At 44.1% G+C, this 22895-nt stretch carries 21 protein-coding genes; 19 read left to right on the top strand and 2 right to left on the bottom strand.

Going from position 1 to position 22895, the window contains the following annotated elements:
* Genes HAP68_RS18860 through HAP68_RS18840 form a run of 5 tightly spaced genes read left to right on the top strand, consistent with a single transcriptional unit; the run spans position 1 to position 5922 of the window.
* Positions 1 to 1008 carry a ThiF family adenylyltransferase gene (locus tag HAP68_RS18860; RefSeq protein WP_041482388.1) on the top strand — a complete coding sequence of 336 codons (1008 nt, stop codon included), beginning with the start codon at positions 1 to 3 and terminating at the stop codon, positions 1006 to 1008.
* Positions 1005 to 2327: a periplasmic substrate-binding domain-containing protein gene (locus HAP68_RS18855; RefSeq protein ID WP_024086027.1), complete on the top strand. Its 1323-nt coding sequence runs from the start codon at positions 1005 to 1007 to the stop codon at positions 2325 to 2327. The genes HAP68_RS18860 and HAP68_RS18855 overlap by 4 nt, the downstream gene beginning before the upstream one ends.
* 18 nt (positions 2328 to 2345) lie before the next feature.
* On the top strand, positions 2346 to 3536 hold the full coding sequence (locus HAP68_RS18850; RefSeq protein ID WP_014306161.1) for an MFS transporter: 1191 nt from the start codon (positions 2346 to 2348) through the stop codon (positions 3534 to 3536).
* Positions 3537 to 3563: 27 nt separating this feature from the next.
* A complete protein-coding gene (locus HAP68_RS18845; RefSeq protein ID WP_024086026.1) occupies positions 3564 to 5189 on the top strand; it encodes an ABC-F family ATP-binding cassette domain-containing protein in 1626 nt (541 codons plus the stop codon).
* Positions 5190 to 5202: 13 nt separating this feature from the next.
* Positions 5203 to 5922 (top strand): cupin-like domain-containing protein, encoded by a 720-nt coding sequence (locus HAP68_RS18840; RefSeq protein WP_004393125.1) that lies wholly within the window; start codon positions 5203 to 5205, stop codon positions 5920 to 5922.
* A 41-nt stretch (positions 5923 to 5963) separates the two neighbouring features.
* On the opposite strand, the gene HAP68_RS18835 is transcribed toward HAP68_RS18840, so the two are convergent.
* Positions 5964 to 7379 (bottom strand): sigma-54 interaction domain-containing protein, encoded by a 1416-nt coding sequence (locus tag HAP68_RS18835; RefSeq protein ID WP_046341460.1) that lies wholly within the window; start codon positions 7377 to 7379, stop codon positions 5964 to 5966.
* A 207-nt stretch (positions 7380 to 7586) separates the two neighbouring features.
* Between HAP68_RS18835 and HAP68_RS18830 the strand changes: the two genes are divergently transcribed.
* From HAP68_RS18830 to HAP68_RS18810, 6 genes are all read left to right on the top strand, one after another.
* Positions 7587 to 8792: an ornithine--oxo-acid transaminase gene (locus HAP68_RS18830; protein ID WP_024086024.1), complete on the top strand. Its 1206-nt coding sequence runs from the start codon at positions 7587 to 7589 to the stop codon at positions 8790 to 8792.
* Between the two features lie 223 nt (positions 8793 to 9015).
* A complete protein-coding gene (locus tag HAP68_RS18825; RefSeq protein WP_004393132.1) occupies positions 9016 to 10416 on the top strand; it encodes an amino acid permease in 1401 nt (466 codons plus the stop codon).
* Positions 10417 to 10489: 73 nt separating this feature from the next.
* Positions 10490 to 11380 (top strand): arginase, encoded by an 891-nt coding sequence (gene rocF, locus HAP68_RS18820; protein ID WP_014306158.1) that lies wholly within the window; start codon positions 10490 to 10492, stop codon positions 11378 to 11380.
* A gap of 130 nt (positions 11381 to 11510) precedes the next feature.
* Entirely contained in the window at positions 11511 to 12626 is a 1116-nt protein-coding gene (locus HAP68_RS18815) for a response regulator aspartate phosphatase (RefSeq protein ID WP_024086023.1), read from the top strand.
* Positions 12613 to 12747 (top strand): hypothetical protein, encoded by a 135-nt coding sequence (locus tag HAP68_RS19675; RefSeq protein ID WP_007407881.1) that lies wholly within the window; start codon positions 12613 to 12615, stop codon positions 12745 to 12747. The genes HAP68_RS18815 and HAP68_RS19675 overlap by 14 nt, the downstream gene beginning before the upstream one ends.
* 37 nt (positions 12748 to 12784) lie before the next feature.
* A complete protein-coding gene (locus tag HAP68_RS18810) occupies positions 12785 to 13258 on the top strand; it encodes a GNAT family N-acetyltransferase (protein WP_014306156.1) in 474 nt (157 codons plus the stop codon).
* A gap of 29 nt (positions 13259 to 13287) precedes the next feature.
* On the opposite strand, the gene HAP68_RS18805 is transcribed toward HAP68_RS18810, so the two are convergent.
* A complete protein-coding gene (locus HAP68_RS18805) occupies positions 13288 to 14268 on the bottom strand; it encodes an aldo/keto reductase (protein WP_024086022.1) in 981 nt (326 codons plus the stop codon).
* 181 nt (positions 14269 to 14449) lie between these two features.
* On the opposite strand from HAP68_RS18805, the gene HAP68_RS18800 reads away from it, so the two are divergent.
* The 8 genes from HAP68_RS18800 (at position 14450) to HAP68_RS18765 (ending at position 22853) form a co-directional block, all read left to right on the top strand.
* Complete coding sequence (locus HAP68_RS18800; RefSeq protein ID WP_024086021.1) at positions 14450 to 15199, top strand: YiiX/YebB-like N1pC/P60 family cysteine hydrolase; 750 nt, start codon at positions 14450 to 14452, stop codon at positions 15197 to 15199.
* 10 nt (positions 15200 to 15209) lie between these two features.
* Entirely contained in the window at positions 15210 to 16373 is a 1164-nt protein-coding gene (locus HAP68_RS18795; protein WP_024086020.1) for a hypothetical protein, read from the top strand.
* A 319-nt stretch (positions 16374 to 16692) separates the two neighbouring features.
* On the top strand, positions 16693 to 16863 hold the full coding sequence (locus HAP68_RS18790) for a hypothetical protein (protein WP_004393146.1): 171 nt from the start codon (positions 16693 to 16695) through the stop codon (positions 16861 to 16863).
* Positions 16864 to 17016: 153 nt separating this feature from the next.
* On the top strand, positions 17017 to 17187 hold the full coding sequence (locus HAP68_RS18785; protein WP_004393147.1) for a CxxH/CxxC protein: 171 nt from the start codon (positions 17017 to 17019) through the stop codon (positions 17185 to 17187).
* An 80-nt stretch (positions 17188 to 17267) separates the two neighbouring features.
* Entirely contained in the window at positions 17268 to 17747 is a 480-nt protein-coding gene (gene rlmH, locus HAP68_RS18780; protein ID WP_013354196.1) for a 23S rRNA (pseudouridine(1915)-N(3))-methyltransferase RlmH, read from the top strand.
* A 300-nt stretch (positions 17748 to 18047) separates the two neighbouring features.
* On the top strand, positions 18048 to 19127 hold the full coding sequence (locus HAP68_RS18775) for a hypothetical protein (protein ID WP_024086018.1): 1080 nt from the start codon (positions 18048 to 18050) through the stop codon (positions 19125 to 19127).
* A 237-nt stretch (positions 19128 to 19364) separates the two neighbouring features.
* Positions 19365 to 20741 carry a protein NO VEIN domain-containing protein gene (locus HAP68_RS18770; protein WP_024086017.1) on the top strand — a complete coding sequence of 459 codons (1377 nt, stop codon included), beginning with the start codon at positions 19365 to 19367 and terminating at the stop codon, positions 20739 to 20741.
* Between the two features lie 1095 nt (positions 20742 to 21836).
* On the top strand, positions 21837 to 22853 hold the full coding sequence (locus HAP68_RS18765; RefSeq protein ID WP_024086016.1) for an FUSC family protein: 1017 nt from the start codon (positions 21837 to 21839) through the stop codon (positions 22851 to 22853).
* Positions 22854 to 22895: the final 42 nt, after the last annotated feature.

The raw sequence follows: 22895 nt of genomic DNA, 5'->3' as shown, positions 1-22895 counted from the left end.
ATGATGTCAACGGACTGTAAGCGCTGGAAGTTTAAAGACAGCGTGCAGGTGCTGACCTACACGGGGCATATTATCATTCAATATCGAAAGGCGATTAAGCTTGCGCATACGAGTGAGATCAAAGAGGCGGTTGAACGGCTGATCACCGGCTGTGAAAAACAAGAGCTTTCTGATCTTCTGGGAGAGGAAGCGGGAAACCAGTTTTTCGATGCGTTAATGAAATTGGATGCTTTAATAGAGCCATGGCAAAACGGCCGTGAAGGCTGCATCACTGAAAAGCAGCTGTACCATTTTGAGAAATACAACCAAAACCCCAATCTGATCCAAAAAAGATTAGACGGCAGCAGGGCAGCGATCGTGGGTCTGGGGGGCGTCGGAACGATCATTCTTCAAAACCTTTTGGCGGCGGGCATGCAGCATTTTATTCTCATTGATTTCGATGCCGTATCAGTACATAACCTGAACAGACAATTCGTCTATACTCAATCTTCTGTAGGCAAATTAAAGATCTCAGAATGCAGAGATTATATCGCGGGTATCAATCCCCATGCGGACGCAGCACTTTACCATCAGGAAATGACACAGCCGCAGGACCTGCGTGTGTTAGATCCGTACGAAATTGATATCGTCATAAATGCCGCTGACAAACCCCATAACATTTCTGAATGGGTTTATCAGTATTGTAAGGAGCGGAATATCGCGTTTATGACCGGGGGTGTCGGCAGCTTCAGCGGCCAATGGGGGCCTCTGCTCACGCCTGAATCCTATCAATCCGGCGTCACCTATGAAAAAAACATGCCGGCCGGACTTCTGAACTGTTACCCCGATGAACCGATCAAAGGTTCGTTAGGAGCGACAAACGGTATTATATCCTCGTTTATGTCTCATGACATTATCACATACCTTGCAGGCGGAAGCCCGAAATCCCTGAATACCCGCATCGGCCTGGACTTTGACGGACTTCATATTACAGAAACGAAGCTTTCTCAAAAGGAAAGCGCTTTATGAAGACGATGCATCGTACGGCGAGAAAACCGGGCGACCCTCTGAAAATAGAAATCGACACAAGCCCGATACGCTTGAACCCATTAGATACGCAGGATTACACAAGCAAGATGATTTGCAGCATTATGTATGAAAGCCTGCAGGACGGCTATAACTGCCGAATCATCCGCAAAGATCGCCGCACCTGTCAGGTGGACATTCACCCGGACTATTTAGGTGACGCCGAGGGTGTGGTTCAAACGATCATCTATCATCTGACAAAAGAAAACCAAAGTCCCCATCTCGGCAGTTTCCTGAACATAAAACAGGCCGTTCCGTATGTAAAAGGCCTCGTCTCATCCGATCAGCTCGGGGTGAACGTAACGGGCGAAAAACGCTTTGAAGTCACCTTGGACGAGCCGTCTGATGAAATAGAAGCCGTTTTGCAGAGCAGCTTTCTGATTCCGGCGACCGCCGGGGGCGATGTGCCGGAAAATGGCCCGTACCGATTCAAGCGTACGTTTGAGAAGGGACTGGAATTTGAGCGGAATCCGCAATATAAAATGACGCCCGCGGATGACCGCACCGTTCAGATCATCCAATTTATTTTGAATAATGATCTGGAAAAAAGCATCGGGCTGTACGAAGCGAATCAGACCGATGTGACCTGCCACACCCAGTTTCATCATTCCAACATGAGGTATCGGCAGTATGCTGATTTTAAAGAAAATCATTTGCCGATGTTATTTACCTTCAAGGTAAAGGACGGCATGCTGAGAACTTTCATTCAGCATTATTTTGATAAACAAAAGCTGGCCGGGGATTTGGGGCATATCATCACACCGACTGATTCACTGATCGGTATATGGGAAAGCGGACGGACACCGCAGAAAGATCCGCCCCTTTTGACAAAAGAAGAGCCGATCCGAATTGTTTATGCCGATTATTATCCCAACGGAGAGATCATTGAAAGGCTGGCTGAATTGTTTCGGAGGGCCGGAGCGGACGTATCCGTCTCCCGCGTCAGTCATTTCAATGATTATTACCATATGGATAAAAGCGGGTTTGATATTGAGCTCCATTTGTTTCTGCCGGCTTATATGCATGAGCTGAGCTATATCAAATATTTCATCCGCGACATCAGCGATTCGGAGAAGAAAAAAACGATCATTGATGCCATAGGATCTGAAAAAAAGAAGGAACTTTTTGGGTTATTCGAGAATACAACTCATTATTGCCCAATTTGTTTTGGGAAAAGTCTGTATCTGCAAGATCCATGTATAGAGGGTTTTAGTGTAAAGACTGACGGGCTCCTTTCTGTTCATGATGTTAAATGCAGATAGCTGGAAAGGGGTATTCATTTGCGGAATCGAAATTTGCTTTACTTCTCCGGTTTTTTCGGAAACTTCTTTTTCGAACGGGGAATTTGGATTTTATATTTAACAAGCATGAATTATTCATTGTTTCTAGTGGGCATCCTGCAATCGGTCCTGAATTTGGCGATGTTTCTGGCGGAAGTGCCGAGCGGCGTCATCTCGGACAGAATCGGGAGAAAAAAATCGCTCTTGCTCGGCCATTTTATGGTCATTGTCTATTTGGTAATGTTCCTGAGCTTTCATAACTTCATCGCCCTCTTCATCGCTCATATTATATACGGTATCGGGCTGACGTTTATATCAGGAACGGATCACGCCTTTTTGTTTGATTCACTGAAAGAACAAGGGAAAGAAAAGTGGTACGGCAAATCCATCGGAAATTATAACGGACTTGTCATACTCGGTCTTGCGATCGCCATGGGCATCGGCGGCTACTTGCAGGAAATATCATGGTCGTATGTGTTTATCGCCGGGATTGTGACTCAGCTGATTGCGATGGCGGTCATTACACAGCTGACGGAGATCAAATTTGAAAACAGTGAACACGAAACGCAGACGGTCGGGGACATCTTAAAAGAAGTCAAAGATTTCTTCAGGCTGAACAAAGCCTTTAAATATTTGGTGCTGTCACTCTCCGTTTTCTTTGCGATTACATCGGTTTTTTATATGTACGGACAAGATCTGTTAAGTCAGGAAGGGCTGTCCGTGCGCAATATATCCATTATTTTTGCGGGGCTGTCCATCTTGCAGGCGCTGTGCTCCATCTTTTCTTCAAAGCCGGCGGAAAAATTCACGCCGAGGCGCGTGCTTCTGCTGACATTCTGCATCATCGGGGCGGCCTATCTGTTTATACCTTCGGGCAGTCTGTACGTGACGATTGCAGCTTTTGTCGTCATCAACGCGCTCTATGATGTGATAGAACCCGTATCCAGTCAGGTGGTGAATAATGAGATTCCGTCCAGAACGAGAGCCACGCTGCTGTCCATTATCAGTTTGATGACCTCGCTCTTCATGTTCATTGCCTTTCCGTTTATCGGATTCTTAACGGACTATTTTGATTCAGCTTTGCTGCTGACCGCAATCGGGGTATTATCCATCTTATTGTCGCTGTTTATGATGCTCAGCTTTTACAAACTGAAAGCGAGCGTCGCCATCCAGAATAAAGTCGAGCTTTGAACCAGAATGACAAAGGGATGATGTGAGTTGCTGAATATTCATAATCTTACGGTAAATTTAGCGGGAGATACCATTTTCAAACAAGTTTCTTTCTTCATCAATGAAGGCGAAAAAGTGCTTGTGGCCGGGCCGAACGGTTCCGGCAAAAGCACGCTGTTCAGGGTGCTTTCCGGGGAGCTTGAGGCGGATGAAGGAACGATTGCGATCAACAAAGGGGCGAAGGTCGGTTTGCTGAAGCAGATCGCTGATCCCCATGAGGATCTGACATTGTATCAATATCTGGAAAAATCGTTTGAAGCTCTCGCGGCGATCCAGAAGGAAATGAAGGCCATTGAGCTGAAGCTTTCGGAACCGATGGGTGAGGACGAGCTGACTGCTTTATTGGAAAAGTACAGTCAATACACGGAAACATTTGAGCGGAACAACGGCTACCAGATGCATGCGATGATTGACGAGGTATGCAACGGGCTCAGCCTCAGCGAATTAAAGGATCAGCCGTTTTCAAAGCTGAGCGGCGGCGAAAAAACAAAAGCCGGCCTTGCCGAAATTTTAATCCGCAACGACGACATTATACTGCTGGACGAGCCGACCAACCATTTGGATGTTCATGCGATTGAGTGGCTTGAAGGGTTTATTAAAAAATCGAACAAAACCATTCTGTTTACGACCCACGATAAAACGTTTGCCGACCAGACGGCGATGAAAGTGCTCGAGATTGACGATACCGAGGTGAAGATTTGGCCTTACGGTTTCAGCGAATACCTGAAAAAGCGGGAAGAATTCATCATCGCCCAGTTTGAGAAATATGAAGAACAGCAGAGAAAAATACAGAAGATGAAGGAATCCATCGCCCAGCTGAGAGATTGGGCCAACCGCTCGAATCCGCCGTCTGTCGGGCTGCACAGACGCGCGAATAATATGGAAAAGGCGCTGAAAAGGATCGAGCTGATCAATAAGCCGGTCCGGACGGAGCAAAAATTAAAAAACGCATTTCAGGAAGCGGGCGCCGGTTCAAAAGATATTGTGTTCATTGAAAACGGAAAGGTGGCCAACGGATCTTCCCTTTTATATCAAAATGTGAATCTGCGTATAAAGCATAAAGACAGAATCGGCATCGTCGGCAGAAACGGCGTCGGCAAAACAACGCTGATCCGCTGCATTATCGGGGAAAGAGAACTGTCGGACGGCACCATTAAAGTGGGGGAAAATCTTAAGATAGGCTACATTGATCAAAAGAGCCACGTCGGAGATTCGAGTCAGACGATTCTGCAATTCTTTAAAGAAAATCTGCTGACTGAAGAGGGCATGGCCCGGAATATGCTGGCCAAGTACGGATTTTACGGGTCGTCGGTCTTTAAAAAACTTTCCGTCCTGTCGGGCGGTGAGAGAATCAGGCTGAAGCTGTCTATCTTAATGGAAAAAAAGCTGAATGTCCTGATCCTGGATGAGCCGACCAACCACTTGGATATTGAATCTCAGGAAATTCTCGAAAACAGCCTGATGCAGTTTCAAGGCACCATCATCTGCGTTTCTCACGACAGAAACCTGCTGGAGAAGTTCAACAAGATTTTCTGGCTTGAGAATCAAAACGTCACCATCTTTTCAGGTCCATACAGTTACGCCAAACAAAAAAAACGGCAGATTGCCGAATAAAAGGGGAATGGATATGACCATTGACAGACTGACAATCAATGAGTTATCGTACGATCTTTTTGTAAGCGAGTATGCTGATAAGAAACCTTTTATTTTGACGGGGGCAATGGATCACTGGGAATGCAGGCCGTGGACGCTTGAATACATTGACGAACACTATGGAGACAGAATGGTCACCATCCGGAAATCAGATATCGAAGGGGTCAAAACGTTTAAACAAGTAAAGCTTTCCAACTATATCGAGTACATTGATCAGAATGATGACAAATGGTACTGTGACTGGAATTTTACGCAGCTGAACCAAAATGACTTAGACCTTGTCTATTCCGCACCCGAGTATTTTACAAAAGACACATTGAGAGCGGATGAAGAAACGGGACGGGACTGGAAATGGTTCTTTCTCGGTTCTAAGCAGACAGGCACGCCGCTGCATCAGGATTTTAACAGCACGCACGCGTGGAACGGCGTCATTTTCGGGGAGAAGGAATGGATTTTCTATCATCCGGACGACTCTCCGTATTTGTACGAAGGAAATATCAATGTCTTTGATGAAAAAGATATAGAGCAAAAACCGCTGGCGCAAAAGGCGTCTCCGATCCGCTTCAGGCAAAAGGCGGGAGAAATCATTTACGCGCCGCGCCATTGGTGGCATCAAGTCGAGAATACGGAACATACATTGGCAGTGAGTGAGAACTTTTGGTTTACCGGAGAGCGGCTTGCCAATCAGATATAAACGAAAGGCTGAGGAGCACCTCAGCCTTTTTTTGTATGGATTCATTTCATCCGGTCCAGACCGAATTTTTTCAGGCGGTATTGCAGGCTCTGCCTGCTGATTCCGAGCTCGTTTGCCGTTTTGGATATGTTATTGCCTTGTTTTCTCAGGGTTTTTTCGATCATGTATTTTTCGAAGTTTTCCATTTTGTCTTTTAAATCTGTGCCGGGCTGGGTGCTTGCGGCTGCTTTGCTTTCCGTGTCAGCGGGTTTGATTTTCATCCGGTATTGGTAAGGCAGGTGGGCCGCCGTAATCGTCGTTTCATCCGTCATAAAGTTCATGGCGCCTTCAATCATATGTTCAAGCTCACGGATGTTGCCCGGCCAGTCATACTCCAGGAAAAATTGCTGCACATCGTCACTGATCGAATCGACATGCATTTGAAACAGGTGGTTGTTTTTCTGAATAAACACTTCGGCCAGAGGCAGAATGTCTTCCTTGCGCTCCCGGAGCGGGGGAATGATCAGCGTGACAACGCTTAAGCGGTAGTATAAATCTTTGCGCAGCCGCTCTTCTGAAATGGCGGTGATCGGGTCTTCATTCATCGTGGCGATGATACGGACGTCAATCGGTTTGTCCTGAGCTGATCCGATGCGCCTGATTTTCTTTTCCTGAAGGGCGCGGAGCAGTTTTGCCTGCAGGCTGAGATTGAGAGAGTTGATCTCATCGAGGAGCAGGGTGCCTCCCTGCGCCTGCTCAAATAAGCCGGGCTGGTCGATGGCTCCGGTAAAGGCGCCTTTTTTCGTGCCGAATAAAATACTTTCGACCAGACTGTCCGGCAGGGCGGCGCAGTTTTGTGAGATGAACGGGGCGCCTGAGCGCTGGCTGCCGTTGTGAATGCTTTGGGCGAACAGCTCCTTGCCTGTTCCCGTCTCGCCGGCCAAAAGCACGGACGATGATGTACGGGTTGCCCGTTTCGCATTTTCGATGACTTCCTGAATGACCGGGCTGTTGCCGAGAATGCTGTCAAACGTGTAGCTGTTCTGTTCTTTTCTGTGCATGTTCTCCCTGATCAGCCGTTCGAGCTTGGTGACGTCCTTGGCGATTTCCACGGCGCCCTTGATCTCGCCGTTTTGCACAATCGGGAAGGTGTGGTTGATCGTCGTGATTTCCTGGCCTTTGTTATTGAAATAGCTCTGCTTTACATTTTTAATCGTTTTGCCTTCTTGAAGGGCCTGAACGAGCGTGCTGTCCTGCTGATTGGAAAACATAAATACATCAGTCAGGTTTTTATGCAGGACGTCCCGTTCATCCATATCTTCAATCTGCATCATTTTCTTATTGTAAATGACGGTGCTGCCCTTTTCGTCCACCACATGCAGCCCGACATCAATCTCTTCCAGAATGCTTTGTAACACGAGTGTGTAAAATTCGCTGGTTGTGTGCAGGTCAATTCCCCCTCTCAATCGTCTTAACATTCATTATTTTAAAATAAATCGAACAGGAAACGCAAAAAAATTTTGCGCTTGGCTGAAGTTTGCACGCAAACTGCCGGAATATTTTGCAGGAAAAGAAAGAATGCTGGCGAAACATCCCGTTTTTTCGGATTGGCACGGAACTTGCTTTATAAAAAGGGAAAGCAAGATCTAATGTTGAATGATTACAAAACAAGGGGGAATCAGATTATGTCAGCTTTCACAAAATCTCAAGAAATTATCAGTCAAACTTCACATTACGGCGCGAACAACTATCATCCTCTGCCGATTGTTATTTCCGAAGCGCAGGGTGTTTGGGTAAAAGACCCTGAAGGCAATCAATATATGGATATGCTGAGTGCTTATTCCGCGGTGAACCAGGGGCACAGACATCCGAAGATCATTCAGGCGCTGAAGGATCAGGCGGATAAAATCACTCTGACGTCACGCGCGTTCCATAATGATCAGCTCGGCCCGTTTTATGAGAAAACAGCCAAGCTGACCGGAAAAGATATGATTCTGCCGATGAATACGGGGGCGGAAGCCGTTGAATCCGCTGTCAAAGCGGCGAGACGCTGGGCATATGAGGTCAAAGGAGTAGCGGATAATCAGGCGGAAATCATTGCGTGTATCGGCAACTTCCACGGCAGAACGATGCTTGCGGTATCCCTTTCTTCAGAAGATGAGTATAAACGCGGTTTCGGACCTATGCTTCCGGGTATAAAATTAATTCCATACGGAGACGCGGAAGCGCTGCGCCGGGCGATCACGCCGAACACAGCCGCTTTCTTATTCGAACCGATTCAGGGAGAAGCGGGCATCGTCATTCCGCCGGAAGGATTTTTACAAGAAGCGGCCGCTATTTGTAAGGAAGAAAATGTGCTTCTGATCGCTGATGAAATTCAGACGGGACTCGGCCGCACAGGGAAAACATTCGCGGTTGACTGGGAAAATATCGTACCGGATATGTTTATCTTAGGCAAAGCGCTCGGCGGGGGCGTTTTCCCGATTTCGTGCATCGCGGCGAACCGTGACATTCTCGGCGTGTTTAACCCGGGTTCCCACGGCTCGACATTCGGCGGAAACCCGCTCGCTTGCGCGGTATCGCTCGCATCTCTTGAAGTCCTTGAGGAAGAAGGGCTGGCAGAGCGTTCCCTTCAGCTTGGCCGGTATTTTAAAGAAGAGCTTGAGAAAATTGATAACCCGATCATAAAAGACGTGCGCGGACGCGGCCTGTTTATCGGTGTTGAACTGACAGAAGCGGCCCGCCCGTACTGTGAAAAGCTGAAAGGCGAAGGGCTTTTATGCAAAGAAACACATGATACCGTGATCCGTTTTGCACCGCCGTTAATGATTTCCAAGGAAGACTTGGACTGGGCGATCCAAAAGATCACAAGCGTCCTTCAAAACGCGTAAAACCTTGATGCGGAAATGCTTTCCCTCGGCTTGTATGGAATTTACAAATAAAAAATTCAGCACACTCTATTTGCGCGGAGACAGTATTTTAGTATAATGTATCTTTATGTACGAAAATGAATTTCATATAACATTCATATACAAATAGAGGCTCTTTGGACAGCAAATCGGTTTCAAAGCACCGGCTTGGTTCCAATACAAGTTGCTGAAGGGGTGCAGAATAGTGAATACAAATCAAAAAGAGAATCAGCTTCAGCGCACAATGAAATCGCGCCATTTGTTTATGATTTCATTAGGCGGAGTGATCGGCACCGGGTTTTTCCTGAGTACCGGATTTACAATTAACCAGGCGGGACCGCTGGGCGCGGTTCTGTCTTATCTGGTCGGCGGTTTTATTATGTTTTTGACAATGCTCTGCTTAGGCGAGCTTGCGGTTGCCCTTCCCGTATCAGGGTCGTTTCAGACGTACGCAACCAAATTCATCAGCCCCGCTTTCGGTTTCGCATTCGGCTGGCTGTACTGGCTCGGCTGGGCGGTGACATGCGCCATTGAGTTTTTATCTGCGGGACAATTGATGCTCCGCTGGTTTCCGCATGTTCCCGTATGGGTGTGGTGCCTCGTGTTTGTCGGACTGATGTTTCTTTTGAACGCGATTACCACAAAAGCGTTCGCTGAGTCGGAATTTTGGTTTTCCGGCATTAAAATTTTAGTCATTCTGCTGTTTATTATTTTGGGCGGCGCCGCCATGTTCGGCCTGATCGACATGAAACACGGCGAGCAGGCTCCTTTCTTCTCTCATTTTTATGAGGATGGATTGTTTCCGAACGGCATTAAGGCTATGCTTATTACGATGATTACCGTAAACTTCGCGTTCCAGGGAACGGAGCTGATCGGGGTTGCCGCGGGAGAAAGTGAAAATCCCGAGAAAACGATTCCGCGCTCTATCCGGCAGACGGTATGGAGAACGCTTGTCTTTTTCGTTCTCTCCATCATCGTCATTGCCGGCATGATTCCGTGGAAGCAGGCGGGAGTGGTGGAAAGCCCGTTTGTCGTGGTGTTTGAACAAATCGGTATTCCATATGCGGCCGATATTATGAACTTTGTTATCTTAATTGCGCTGCTCTCAGTGGCCAACTCAGGCCTGTTTGCATCGACGCGTATCTTATATGCCATGGCGAACGAAGGACAAGCCTTTAAATCACTCGGCAAAACAACTAAACGCGGCGTGCCGATGAACGCTCTGATCGTGACGCTGGCCGTCGCCTGCCTGTCCCTGCTGTCTAAAGTGGCAGCGCCGGAAACCGTTTATATGTTTCTCTTATCATTAGCCGGACTAAGCGCGCAGGTCGGCTGGATCACGATTTCCCTGTCACAGCTGATGTTCAGACGGAAATACATCCGCGAAGGCGGCAAAGTGGAAGACCTGAAGTTTAAAACACCGCTGTACCCGGTGCTGCCTATTATCGGGCTGACGTTAAATACGGTCGTTCTGATCAGTCTCGCATTTGATTCAGAACAGCGGCTCGCCCTTTATTGCGGCATCCCGTTCATGGCGGTGTGCGTTATCGTCTATCATCTGTATGTAAAAAAGCATAAGCAGTCAGAAAAACAGATAGAGCTTTAAATCTTTTCGTGTCCAAGTCATCTTTGAGAAACCCGCACAGGACAACATACAACATGTTGAGGTGGAAAAACGGATGAACAAGAATATCTCAGTTATTGGAATGCCGATGGATTTAGGACAAGCACGACGCGGAGTGGACATGGGCCCGAGCGCCATCCGCTACGCGCATCTCATTGAACGGTTATCTGACATGGGGTATGCGGTGGAAGACTTAGGCGACATCCCCGTCAATCGTGAAAAACTCAAACATGATGAAGAGCTGAAAAATTTGAACTCTGTGCTCTCGGGGAACGAGCAGCTCGCCCAAAAGGTGGACAGCGTCATTGAGAATGAGCGGTTCCCTCTCGTCTTGGGCGGCGATCACAGCATCGCGATCGGAACGCTGACAGGAACGGCAAAGCACTATAAACAGCTCGGCGTCATCTGGTACGACGCGCACGGCGACTTAAACACCCTGGAAACATCGCCGTCAGGCAATATTCACGGAATGCCGCTGGCCGTCAGCCTCGGCGTCGGGCACGACACGCTGGTGAATCTGGGCGGGTATGCCCCGAAAATCAAGCCGGAGAACGTCGTCATCATCGGCGCGAGATCGCTTGATGAAGGCGAGCGTGAATACATTAAGGAAACAGGCATGAAAGTCTATACGATGCATGAGATTGACCGCCTCGGCATGACAAAGGTCATTGAAGAAACCATTGACTACCTGTCAGACTGTGACGGCGTTCACCTCAGCCTTGATCTAGACGGCCTTGATCCGAGCGACGCACCCGGCGTAGGCACGCCTGTCGTCGGCGGCATCAGCTACCGTGAAAGCCATTTGGCAATGGAAATGCTGTATGATGCCGACATCATCACTTCAGCTGAATTTGTCGAAGTCAACCCGATCCTCGATCACAAAAACAAAACCGGCAAAACAGCCGTCGAGCTGGTGGAATCTTTGTTGGGAAAAAAACTATTATAAAATATGCGCCTCCGCACCTGCGGAGGTTTTTTTGTTGCCACGAGGAAACTAGCGGGCTGTCACCCTCTTTTTGGACCTGTAAATATGATATATTTATTACACAAAATGGGAAAGGGGGGTGTCCTGACAGATGGCTGAAGTGATGGCCCACGAAACAGTTGCGAAAAAAATCAGTGACTGGTATGAGGAAATCAAAAAGCACAACACTGAATCGGCTGAGGCGTTAAGAGAACAACTGCTTACGGATCTGCAAAATATGACACAAAATCAAACGGTGCTCCTTTATTTTAATTTAATTGATTCCCGCTATAAGCTTTTAATGGAAGAGTATGAGAAAACAGACGGCATTTTAAAAACGATCCAGCTGAACGCCGATAAAGAAAAAACAGACCAGATGATTCAATACTATTATTATTTCTTTTCCGGAATGCACGAGTTTTACCGTAAACGGTTTATGAACGCCATTAATTTTTACCGGATTGCTGAAAGCAGGCTCCGGCACATACCGAATGAGATTGAAAGAGCCGAGTTTAATTATCAAGTGGCGATTGCCTACTATGAAATCCGCCAAAACTACTTTGCGATGAACCACGCGGAAAAAGCGTTGGAGATCTACAAAGCCAATGAAATGTACGCGGTCAGAGAAGCACAGTGTTTAATGGTGATCGGCTGTAACAGAATGGACTTGTTCCACTATCAGAAAGCCGAAGAGCTCCTGCAGACGGCGGTTCATCAAGCCGCCAAAGCGGGCGATCCGCATATTGAAGCGCTCGCCCACTTTAACGCAGGCATTTGCTATGAAAGACAGGAAAAACTGGAAGAGGCGCGGGTCGAGTTTGAAACGGCTCTTGATCAAAAGGAGCATTTGCGATCAGCGTATTCGGTGCGGAGTCTGTACATGCTGGCCAGAGTGTTATTGAAGCAGGAAAAGACGGATGAGGGCCGGTTTTGGCTGCATAAAGCGCTGAATGCCGCTGAAGAAAAAAACGAGCCTGTATACACCCAAAAGCTGCGCATTTTACAGCATGTCTTTATTGACCGCAATGAAGAAGCGCTTGAATCAGCTTTCGCCGAGTTAAGAAGGAAAGAGCTGTGGAGTGACGTTTCCGATTTGTCGTATCAGGCCGCGGCGCATTTTAAAAAACAGGAGAAATACAAACCGGCGGCGAAGTATTTTCAGGAATCAATTGATGCCAATGACCAAATTTTGAGATTAACGGAGGGGATTCGTAATGAAAACATGTAAATTCATTGTACTCTCAGCAGCCTTGGCAAGTCTCATTTCGATTGGATTATTTGCACAAACTGGTTCAACGGCACAAGCCGAACAAATCATAAAACCGGCGGAAAACGGAGCCTTCGGATAATACTGCATGATACCGCTTTCGTGTAAGGAGTGATTCAATGGCTATCACGCTGCAGCCGATGACAGGACAAGAATTTCAGTCCTATCTCGCTCATTCAACCAAGCATTACGCTGAAGAAAAGGTAAAAGCGGGAACGTGGCTGCCTGAAGAAGCGCCGGAATTAGCGGAGCTGGCGTTTGAAGACCTGCTTCCAGACGGCTTGGAGACAGCCGATCACTATTTATGGACGCTGACATTGGACGGAAAGGAAAATGCCGGCTGGCTTTGGCTGCACGCCGATCCGGACCACCCGCAGCAGGACGCATTTATTTATGATTTCGGCCTTCATCCGCCTTTCCGCGGCAAAGGCTATGCAAAAGAGGCGCTCGCAAGGCTGGAGGACAAAGCCAAAGATCTGGGTGTCCGCAAGATTTCTCTCCATGTGTTCGCTCATAACGAAACGGCGCGGAAGCTGTATGAGAAGACGGGATTCCTGGAGACGGATGTCATTATGAGCAAAAAGCTGTCATGAAAAGAGGCCCGCACGATGGGCCTCTTTTGTTATTCATCTAACAATGTCATCATTTGTTTCGGGTAACGCTCGCCGGCCGCCGTGCCGATCGGAAACATCTCATCCAACCGCGCCTTCACATCCCCCGGAAGCACAATGTCGAGAGCGGCGAGGTTCTCTTCCAAGTAGTGTTTCTTTTTTGTACCCGGAATCGGAATGAGATCATCGCCGTTTGCGAGAACCCATGCGAGCGCAAGCTGAGGCGCGGTGATATTCATTTCCCGGGCAATGGCGGTAAGTTTTTGGACGAGCCCTATATTCACCGCCAAATTGTCTTCCTGGAATCTCGGCGTTCTTCTTCTGTAATCATCGGCATCCAGCTGATCTGTCGACGTCATCTTTCCGGAAAGAAAACCTCTGCCGAGCGGACTGTAAGGCACAAATGAGATGCCGAGCTCACGGCAGGCGGGCAGCACATGCTCCTCCGCTTCCCTGCTCCATAAAGAATATTCCGATTGAAGCGCGGCAATCGGGTGAATGCGGACGGCGCGCCTGATCGTTTCTGCGGAAGCCTCTGACAATCCGATATACCTCACTTTTCCTTCGTCAATCAGCTTCTTCATGGCGCCGACAGTTTCTTCAATCGGCACCCGCGGATCAACCCGGTGCAGATAATAAAGGTCGATATAATCCGTCCCAAGGCGTTTCAGACTGGCATCACACGCTTTTTTCACATAATCGGGCCGTCCGTTGATTTCGATAAACTCACCCTTTTCGCTTCGGACATAACCGAATTTCGTCGCGAGGCACAGCTCCTTTCTGAATGGGGCGAGCGCTCTGCCGACAAGTTCTTCATTCGCACCCAATCCATATTGATCAGCCGTATCAAACAAATTCACGCCGAGATGAACGGCATGATGCAGTGTGGAGATCGACTCTTCCTCACGCTGGCTGCCATAGTATTCCGACATGCCCATGCACCCTAACCCCATTGCGGAAACCCGCATCGAACCGATCGTTCTGTCCTTCATATGTCCTCCCCCTTTCTTGTATGATAACCAGATTTCCTGATATTTGAAAATGATTTATGTATATGATTTACATATTGTTATAAAATTTTTAAAAATCTGTAAATTGTATATTTTTTTATCACAATTTCGTCATATAATGAAAACGTGGAAAAATTAACCTTTGAGAAAAGAGGCGAAGTCAATGTGTAAAAAGCTGTTCAAAGCCGTCCTCCCGTTTGCCCTGTCATTCACCATGGTTCTGTCGTTCTCCGGTTTGAATGTAAAAGCGAAAGAAACAGAAATACCACGCTACGCAAAAGAAATCGCAGACCTTCAGCAGGGCACGACTCCTCAAGACGTTCTCCAATCCGCCAAAGAGCTTGCCAAACAGAAGCACGTTTCAACAGAAGCAATTCTCAAGCAGTTTCATCAAGAAATCACGGCAGACAAGGTGCAAGGAAATGTAATCGCTTCCAAAGAAGGACTCTCTGCGATGGGCGGATCATCAGGTACAAAAAAACTTCCGAAAAGCACAAAAGGCAATATTTATTACACGAACTCATACACGGCTTATTACAACCACGGGCATGTCGGCATGTATTCATCCGCTGATAAAATTGTTGAATCCGTGCCGGGAGACGGCGTCCGTCAGATTGCTTATAACGGCAGAGAAGTCGAAGACAATTCAATCGTCCAGACCGTGAAAGTTACCGATGCTCAAAAACAAGCCGCCGCTGACTGGGCCGTATCAAGAGTGGGTGATGAGTACTCCTTCAACTTCGTCAATAACAGAAATACGGGCCATGAAGGCGCCAAAAACTGCTCAAAACTGCTGTGGTCGGCATTCCTTTTAAAAGCGGGGATTGATATCGACTCTAACGGCGGCTTAGGCGTATACCCGCGCGACATCACAAGCTCGTCCTACACAACCACGATCCTGACCATTCACTAAGGAGAACAACGTGAAAAAAATCATCTGGATACCCTTAGTGATCATCGCCGCCGCAGCGGTCTTATGCTTCTTCTATTTCCGCACGGAAGACCCTGCGGAGGTTGCGAGAGACACATTAAATGACCCTGATTTTCTGAAAGATAAAGAGGCGCTGCTGTATTTCTCCACTGCGGCTGACCAAGACACGTTCGGCGGCGGAAAAAGCTACGCCCTCTTCGCCGATGAAAAAGGGCGGCTTTCTTCTTATCAAATGAAAGGGCTTGAGCTCGGATCGGCCAAAGTGCATGACGGCAACGTGCTGCTGGAGGACAAAAAAGGAATCTACACCGTTCAAAATGGTCTTCACACATATAAAAGAGCGTATCAGCATACGGGAGACAGCGCCGGGTATATCGAACGGACGAAAGGCTTTTACACGCTGTACAATTCGGGCTACGACAAGAGCGGCGGCAGCTATCGCTCAGAGCTGTACCGCCAGATTGACGGCAGGTGGAAGCAAAACGTCATCCCGCACTATATCCGCGCCTCAGGCTATTTTAAAGATCATCTTTTCGCGCTCACGCCGACAGATGACGAAAAAGGCTATCACATACAAGACATTCAGGCCGATAAAGAAAAGCTCCATACAAAATCAATTGCGACATGGACGTATAAAGAAGGCGCGTCAGTCGAATCCCAGCTCGCCGCGGACGACGGCGCCGTCTGCTTTGTCACCAGAGGGGAAAAAGCAGAACACATCTATCAAATGGTGAAAGTTATGAGAAAGAGCGGCGCGATCAAAACATATGACATCGCCGCTTATAAAAATGACGAACAGACGATCTATGACTCCATGCCGTTCAGCTTCAAAAAAAGCTTTTTCATGGAGCATCGCAGCTTCTATTTCGTTGACGGCTTCGGAACCGTCTACCGCATCAACCCTGAGACCGGAAAAAGCAAAAAGGCCTTCACCCTCCCCGCATCACGAATGAAGGCCGACTTTAAAGAACTGACGCATCAAAACGGAAAGCTGTATCTGTTCACGTACAGCTACAAAAAGCCCGCCAAAATCGAATCCTTCGACCTGAAAACGGGCAAAAAACTGAACGACCTGACCATCCCAAACTTAAAAAACATCGTCACGCCGAAAAGCCATCTCAAGCTGTATGATGTGCAGGTGATGGATGGGTTTTAAAGAGTATGAACATTTCGGAAGAGCTTGCCGCTTTTGGTAAGCTTTTTATAATGAAACGTTACTGTGGGAAAGAAGGTGTTCATTTGAAATCATTCAGTATCTTCTTATTGTTGTCCGTCATTTGTATAACCATTGTTTTTGTCATAATGAATATATTGATTGGATACCCTGATGTGAGTAACGGGGCATTGATTATGATTGTATATATCGTTGTGACCCTCTTAATCAGGCTATATAGCAAGAAAAAAACTGACCGAACATAGAGATAGAGGAATTTGAATCGTAAAAGCAGAAGACAATCAGGTGAAGGAGGGAGCCGATGAAGAAAAAGCTTGCCGCGGTGACCGTCACCATTCTCCTGGTTTCCGTGATAACCAACTCTTTTTTAAACGGCGGAAAGCCGGACTGGATTGATGTATGCTGTACGCTGCTGGCGTGTCTATTAGGAATTCTGTTCGTCCTTCGCTTAGAAAAAAGAGAAAACACGTAAAGAGCCGGATGCTGAAAACACCGGCTCTTTTTGCGCGTCATTTGCCGAATTGTGGATAAAACTCAGCCCGAAGCACTACTAACATGTGTATAAATAGGTTATATTGAAAAGAGAACAATTGCCGCGCGCAAAAGAAAACCGGAGGATGTAACAATGAAAACTGCTTATTATTCTTGTGAAGAACATATCGAAACCGTGCTGGACATGTACATAGACGATCATGAGCTTCCGCCCGAAATCAGAAAAATCGAACATACTAACAGTTTATCCACAGCCTGTGAATTATGTGGGGACACTGCAACATATCTAGTAGGGAACGAATGATCCTACACAAAATACAGAAAAGATATCCACAATTGTGGACAATATATATGAATAACTTGTTTCTAAAGTGGGGATGACCTGTGAATATCAATATTGTGACAATCGGAAAACTAAAAGAAAAATACCTCAAGCAAGGCATTGAAGAATACAAAAAACGACTCTCAGCCTACGCAAAAATCGACATCATCGAACTCCCGGACGAAAAAGCACCGGAAAACCTGAGCGACCAAGACATGAAAATCGTCAAAGACAAAGAAGGCGAACGCATCCTGGCCAAAATCAGCCCGGACACCCACGTCATCGCCCTCGCCATCGAAGGAAAAATGAAAACATCCGAAGAACTGGCCGATACAATAGATAAGCTGGCGACTTATGGAAAAAGCAAAATCACCTTCGTCATCGGCGGCTCACTCGGCCTAAGCGACGCCGTCATGAAACGGGCAGACGACAAACTGTCATTTTCAAAGATGACGTTTCCTCATCAGCTCATGCGGCTCATACTTGTAGAGCAGATTTATCGCGCGTTTCGGATTAATCGTGGGGAGCCTTATCATAAGTGAGTGGGGTTTTCTACTTTACATTAATTAATCATTCTAAAAAGAATTGATTATCTACGAAGTGAAAAGTCTAACTTGATCGGGGTGTTTTATATATATTGAAATAGTCAAATAATGCGAAATTAGTTTGGGACCTGCCCCGCTCAATTGAAAGGTTCAGTTTTTATGGATAGTCTACGAAGGTCTGGGGACTAATAGTCTTAGAATACATACAAGTGCAGTTTATAAAAGAATCACCTAGAACCATTTATTAATACATGTAACTACTAAGGTTATGAGAAAAGTAAAATGAGGTGAGAAATTTTGAAGAATAAAGAAGATTTTTATGTTGACATTAAAAAGAGAGCATTAAATATATATGAACAATACCAATTTCTTACGAAAAAAATTTTTAAAAATGAATCAAGCATCTCAAAATACAGACTAAATTTTTATATTAAAGAAGATGCGAAATTAGGTGGAAAAGCATGGTGTGAAAAATATACAGATAATATACTAATAAACAAGGGGGTTATAGATAATTTTTTTGATTACTTTTATAGCTTTACAAAAATGCAAAGTGAAACTTTCTTGAAAAAATTAAATTTTAACGATGAAGACGAAACTGAAGTATCATACGAGTTTTTTAAATTTAATGATAATGGAAAATACACTATTTTTGATAGTAAAATTATAGATATTAAATTAGCAGGATTGCTTACTATTTTTGTATCACGCTTTATAATAACTCATGAATTAGGACATTTACTTAATGGGCATTGTGAATTTATAAATTCAAAAGATGAAAAAAGTATACAATATATCCCAATGTTTGAGAAAGATAATAGTCAAACTCCAAAGACTATTTCTCCATTAGATTTCAGAACTCTAGAAATGGATGCAGATGCATTTGCTGCGACAGATAATTTCAGAAATTTGATCTTACTTTATGAACGTTTTGAAGAAATGGTGGACGGAGATTTAAATATAAAACCAATTGAGTTATTTTATTGGTGGTCATTTGCAATTAGAAGCAATTTTTTAATAACACAAAGAATCTTAAATGATGAGGAATATAAAGCTGATAAAACTCATTTGCCAAGTGTAGCACGCTGGATTTTAATATTAGGATCAATATTAAATCCTATAGAAAGTGATACATATAAAATAAATTATAGGGTTGGAGATAATAAAGCGAAATTATTACAATCATTAGCAGCTGGGTTTGTATACGCTGAAAAGTGTTATAATGAAGTTTTTTATACAAATTATAATTGTATAGAAGAAACTAGTAATAGTGCAGATTATGAATATTATGCAACAGCAACTCAAAAAAACTGGGGAAATCTTCAGAGTGAACTAAATGCATTTTCAAGGCTGCCTCTGTATAAATCTGGCTCATAGTGTATATATAAATAAGATTAAAGACTTTCTATAGGTAGAGAGTTTATACTTTTTTCATAATAAATCCTCATTTAGACATTTTACGGAGAGTCGTATCATAAGTGATGGTAAATCGGAAATTTAAAATAACACTCTAAATGTTGCTTTGTGGAAAGAGTAAATAACAATATATCCCTACGCGCTTTTTGACTCTATAAAGAAATACATAGTCATATGAAAAATTGTGAGGTATAAACTATGACCACTAAAAGTTTGAAAAAGAAGGATACACGTTCAAAAAAAACAAAATATGAAAGTATTACCCCTAAAAATAAGGATTATATCTTTAGATATCTTGAAACTATAGGAAAGAAGGATTCTGCTGATATTTATGAGGGGTCATTATTAAAGATTATATTATTTATCGATAAGGAAATAACTGAAATTAATAGTGGTGATATTGATGATTATGTAGCTGAAGCTAAGAAGATTTCTTTTTCCGTTCAAACAATTAATAGAGACTTAGCGGCGTTTAGAAATTTAATTAAATTCTGTATAGAGGAAAAAATACCTGTTGAAGTCTCCTTAAAAGACTACAAAAATTTACCGGACGAGGGGAACGAACGTGCCTTAGAGGGTGTACCGTTAACATATAAACAACTCTTGCAAGTAAAAGATGTTTTAAAGGCTCCTGATACTATTAAAAAAATGGAGTATTCAATAGTTTGGCATTTGGTATTTGAAAAAGAACTACGGAATGGTGTACTTAATGAGTTCTGCACAGAGAAGTTTTCTTCAAAGGAAAATAAGTTTGTTACGTCTTCTGGTGATGTTTTTTTGGACGAATTAAATGGCGAGTTTATGAAGAAATTAATAGCTGAAAAGGGAAAGAAATTTGGATTTTCTAAATATCTATCCGATAGGATTATTAGGGATTTAGGAAACGTTATTGGGATTAAAGAATTAACTTATAGAGATATAATTGCTACAAAGAAAAAATATAGCATGATATGCCCGGTTTGCGAAAATGTATTAGAAAACCGTGGTGATTTATGGGTTATTCTAGGAGGGAGAATAGTTTGTGTTAACTGTTCAGGGGAGATAAAAAAAAAGATAGTAGTGAATGAGGTTTCTATACCGATGAGTGAATTTTTGGTTGAAAAGGAGCCTCATCCTCTACTGGAAGATAACTTTATTTCCGCTAGAAAAAAATTTGAAATGACTATAGATGACCTATTGAACTTAAAAGATTTTCAAAGAAGAGTAGGAAGTTTAGGAGAGCGGTTTGTGTTAGACCAAGAAATTAAAAAATTAGAAGGTACAGAATACTTTCCTGAATATGTAGGAGAAGTTGATGTTACTGCCGGATACGATATTGTTTCTTATGAGCGAACAGGAGAAAAAATTTATATTGAAGTAAAAACCTCTGTGAACGTAGGTAGCTGTTTTTATCTGTCGACTTCGGAATATAGCAGGGCAAAAGAATTAAGCGATTCTTATTATATATATCGTGTTGAAAATGTATTGGCAAAGGATTCAAAAGAAGTAAGATTAAATCGGTATAAGAATCCGTGTAATAACCGTTTGTTTAACTTTATTAATAATGGCTGGAAAGTAGATATTGCTTTAGATTAAGTAATAATAGCATATAGGTGATTTTAGTTATAAGTTATTGTATTGTTTTATTTTAATAAGAGTAAAAAGTTTTCTCTGAAAAGTTAATTTAAATGGGGGATTTTGTGATCTCTTAAATATTATGGTGTTCCTCTTGTGGGGCGGGTATCATGATGAATAAATCGAAAAAATCATATGTAATATTATTGCTTTTTATATTATATTTTGCCAAGTTTAAGCTAGTAAGGGATTAAAAACATGTAAGTATATTTGATTAGAAAAGAAGTAATAGAGAAGAAAGTCCTTCGAAAGATTAAAGTGCTCTTAAGGGTTTTGAAGATAGTAGAAAAGGTCCAAAATAAATTTGAAGAGGATGCTGTATGAACTTCCCCCTTACCAATTAATAAAAAACTCTGTAAGAAACGTTCTAACTGAGAAAAAATCAGTAACGACTATTATGCGGAAAGGATAGATACAGGAGTTTATAATAATCAAGCCAAAACGCTAGAGGGAGATAGCTAGTTTAGAAGAGAATAGGAGAAGGGCTGAGAGAGTGTTAGACGAGATGAAATCCCGAACGATTATAACAAAAGAAGCTATGTATCGGATTTAGAAAATTTCGGGAATCTGTACGAAGGTGCTAGCAATCAGGATAAAGATATTGTTGATAAGAGCACTAATTTTTTTAAAAAAAGTTCTACTGAACCGAAAGGATATGGATTATATAACTTTTTGGTTTAATTATAATGACGCTTTACTACCTAGTAAGACGGGGAGAGCTATATCATAAATAAATACCTAAATTTAAATTCGAATAAATATATACAAAACGTATAGAATAAAAACTTATATATACTTAAGTTTTTATACCAAAAATCGGATTAATTATAGCTCCCATTCCGCCAAACCTGCAGCTTCATGTTTCCTAAAGCACCTTTACTCCAAAGAGTCCTCAATAATTCATAACTTCCAAATGTTTCCTCAACCCCAAAAAGAAGCTGTGATTCAAGAATTCCCCCCTTGAATCACAGCTTTTTTCTCTTTTTCCATATGTCAGTATAAATCCCTTTCCGTCACGGAAACCTAGTGGAAAAGGTTTCTGAAAGGAGGGGGCGTATGATGAAAAGTGAAAAAATTCAAAACAAAACATCTTTGGTTTGGAAGATGGCGATTGCCTCTGCGGTTGCTTGGGAAGCGGCAAAACTGGCGGGTTCTGATCATCCATATTTAGCGCCTCTGTCTGTTATCTTATGTTTGCAGCCAACGATAGATCAGTCAATTCGCTTTTCTTTTCATCGTATTGCGGGAACTGCGATTGGGATCATGCTAACGTCCTTTCTTGTCAGTCACTTGCCAATGAATGGCTGGATGCTGGGGCTGTTCCTGTTAGGCGGGACTTACATTGCGAAGTGGTTGCGAATAGATGTAACGGTTTTACATCAGGTAGCGCTCACCATTTTATTGGTCTTTACGTTTGAACGAAACTCTAAAGATTATGCATTCGACCGAATCATCGATACGGTGATCGGCGTCATCATCGCGATTCTGATTCACATGTTCCTGTTTCCGCCGGACTACACAAAAAGGGCAGCGGACTCTTTTCAAACATTGGCCCGTCAGCTTTCCGGCACACTTTCAGACCTTTCCAAATGGGTGCAATCAGAGTGGGGGCAAGGAACAGGGAACCTTATGGAATATAAAATGAACCATCTTCTGCAGGAGCTGCATACGGCAAAAGAGATGCTGCAAACAGCCTCTGACAGCTTAAAATTCAACCCTGTCAGAAAAAAACATAAACACAACATTTCAAGCTATCAAATAGAGATGCAAAAGTTGAACGCCGGGTTTGAGTATCTATCAAATATAGTGAAAACGTTAAAAGAATGGGAAACAGAGGGGGAGTTATCTTCAAGTGACAAAAGGGAGCTGGGGAATGATTTACAAGTGTTAAGTGAATACTTTGCGGGTTTTAAAGGCATACAGCATGGTGAAACAGACAATTGGAAACAGAAGGAACAGGACATGTTATTGGAATCTCTCCGCTCCGACTTGCTGTCGCACCCGCCGCCCGGTCATAAGGTCTATAAAGACTCTTTTTTTTTAGAAACGAAGAAATTGCTGAAGCGTTTGTAATGTTTTCCGGAAATAAAGAATACGGATATACAGATGCAGATA

The organism is Bacillus sp. Bvel1 (assembly GCF_014872755.1).
Classification (GTDB): domain Bacteria; phylum Bacillota; class Bacilli; order Bacillales; family Bacillaceae; genus Bacillus; species Bacillus velezensis.
Note: the sequence above shows the minus strand (reverse complement) of the source record. Positions and strands in the feature narration are given on the sequence as shown.

What these genes read in the sequence shown, in the direction of transcription:
- HAP68_RS18860 (WP_041482388.1), top strand. Translation starts at nt 1, where the DNA reads ATGATGTCAACGGACTGTAAGCGCTGGAAGTTTAAAGACAGCGTGCAG.
- HAP68_RS18855 (WP_024086027.1), top strand. Translation starts at nt 1,005, where the DNA reads ATGAAGACGATGCATCGTACGGCGAGAAAACCGGGCGACCCTCTGAAA.
- HAP68_RS18840 (WP_004393125.1), top strand. Translation starts at nt 5,203, where the DNA reads ATGACCATTGACAGACTGACAATCAATGAGTTATCGTACGATCTTTTT.
- HAP68_RS18835 (WP_046341460.1), bottom strand. Translation starts at nt 7,379, where the DNA reads ATGTTAAGACGATTGAGAGGGGGAATTGACCTGCACACAACCAGCGAA.
- HAP68_RS18830 (WP_024086024.1), top strand. Translation starts at nt 7,587, where the DNA reads ATGTCAGCTTTCACAAAATCTCAAGAAATTATCAGTCAAACTTCACAT.
- rocF (WP_014306158.1), top strand. Translation starts at nt 10,490, where the DNA reads ATGAACAAGAATATCTCAGTTATTGGAATGCCGATGGATTTAGGACAA.
- HAP68_RS18815 (WP_024086023.1), top strand. Translation starts at nt 11,511, where the DNA reads ATGGCTGAAGTGATGGCCCACGAAACAGTTGCGAAAAAAATCAGTGAC.
- HAP68_RS19675 (WP_007407881.1), top strand. Translation starts at nt 12,613, where the DNA reads ATGAAAACATGTAAATTCATTGTACTCTCAGCAGCCTTGGCAAGTCTC.
- HAP68_RS18810 (WP_014306156.1), top strand. Translation starts at nt 12,785, where the DNA reads ATGGCTATCACGCTGCAGCCGATGACAGGACAAGAATTTCAGTCCTAT.
- HAP68_RS18805 (WP_024086022.1), bottom strand. Translation starts at nt 14,268, where the DNA reads ATGAAGGACAGAACGATCGGTTCGATGCGGGTTTCCGCAATGGGGTTA.
- HAP68_RS18800 (WP_024086021.1), top strand. Translation starts at nt 14,450, where the DNA reads ATGTGTAAAAAGCTGTTCAAAGCCGTCCTCCCGTTTGCCCTGTCATTC.
- HAP68_RS18790 (WP_004393146.1), top strand. Translation starts at nt 16,693, where the DNA reads ATGAAGAAAAAGCTTGCCGCGGTGACCGTCACCATTCTCCTGGTTTCC.
- HAP68_RS18785 (WP_004393147.1), top strand. Translation starts at nt 17,017, where the DNA reads ATGAAAACTGCTTATTATTCTTGTGAAGAACATATCGAAACCGTGCTG.
- HAP68_RS18770 (WP_024086017.1), top strand. Translation starts at nt 19,365, where the DNA reads ATGACCACTAAAAGTTTGAAAAAGAAGGATACACGTTCAAAAAAAACA.
- HAP68_RS18765 (WP_024086016.1), top strand. Translation starts at nt 21,837, where the DNA reads ATGATGAAAAGTGAAAAAATTCAAAACAAAACATCTTTGGTTTGGAAG.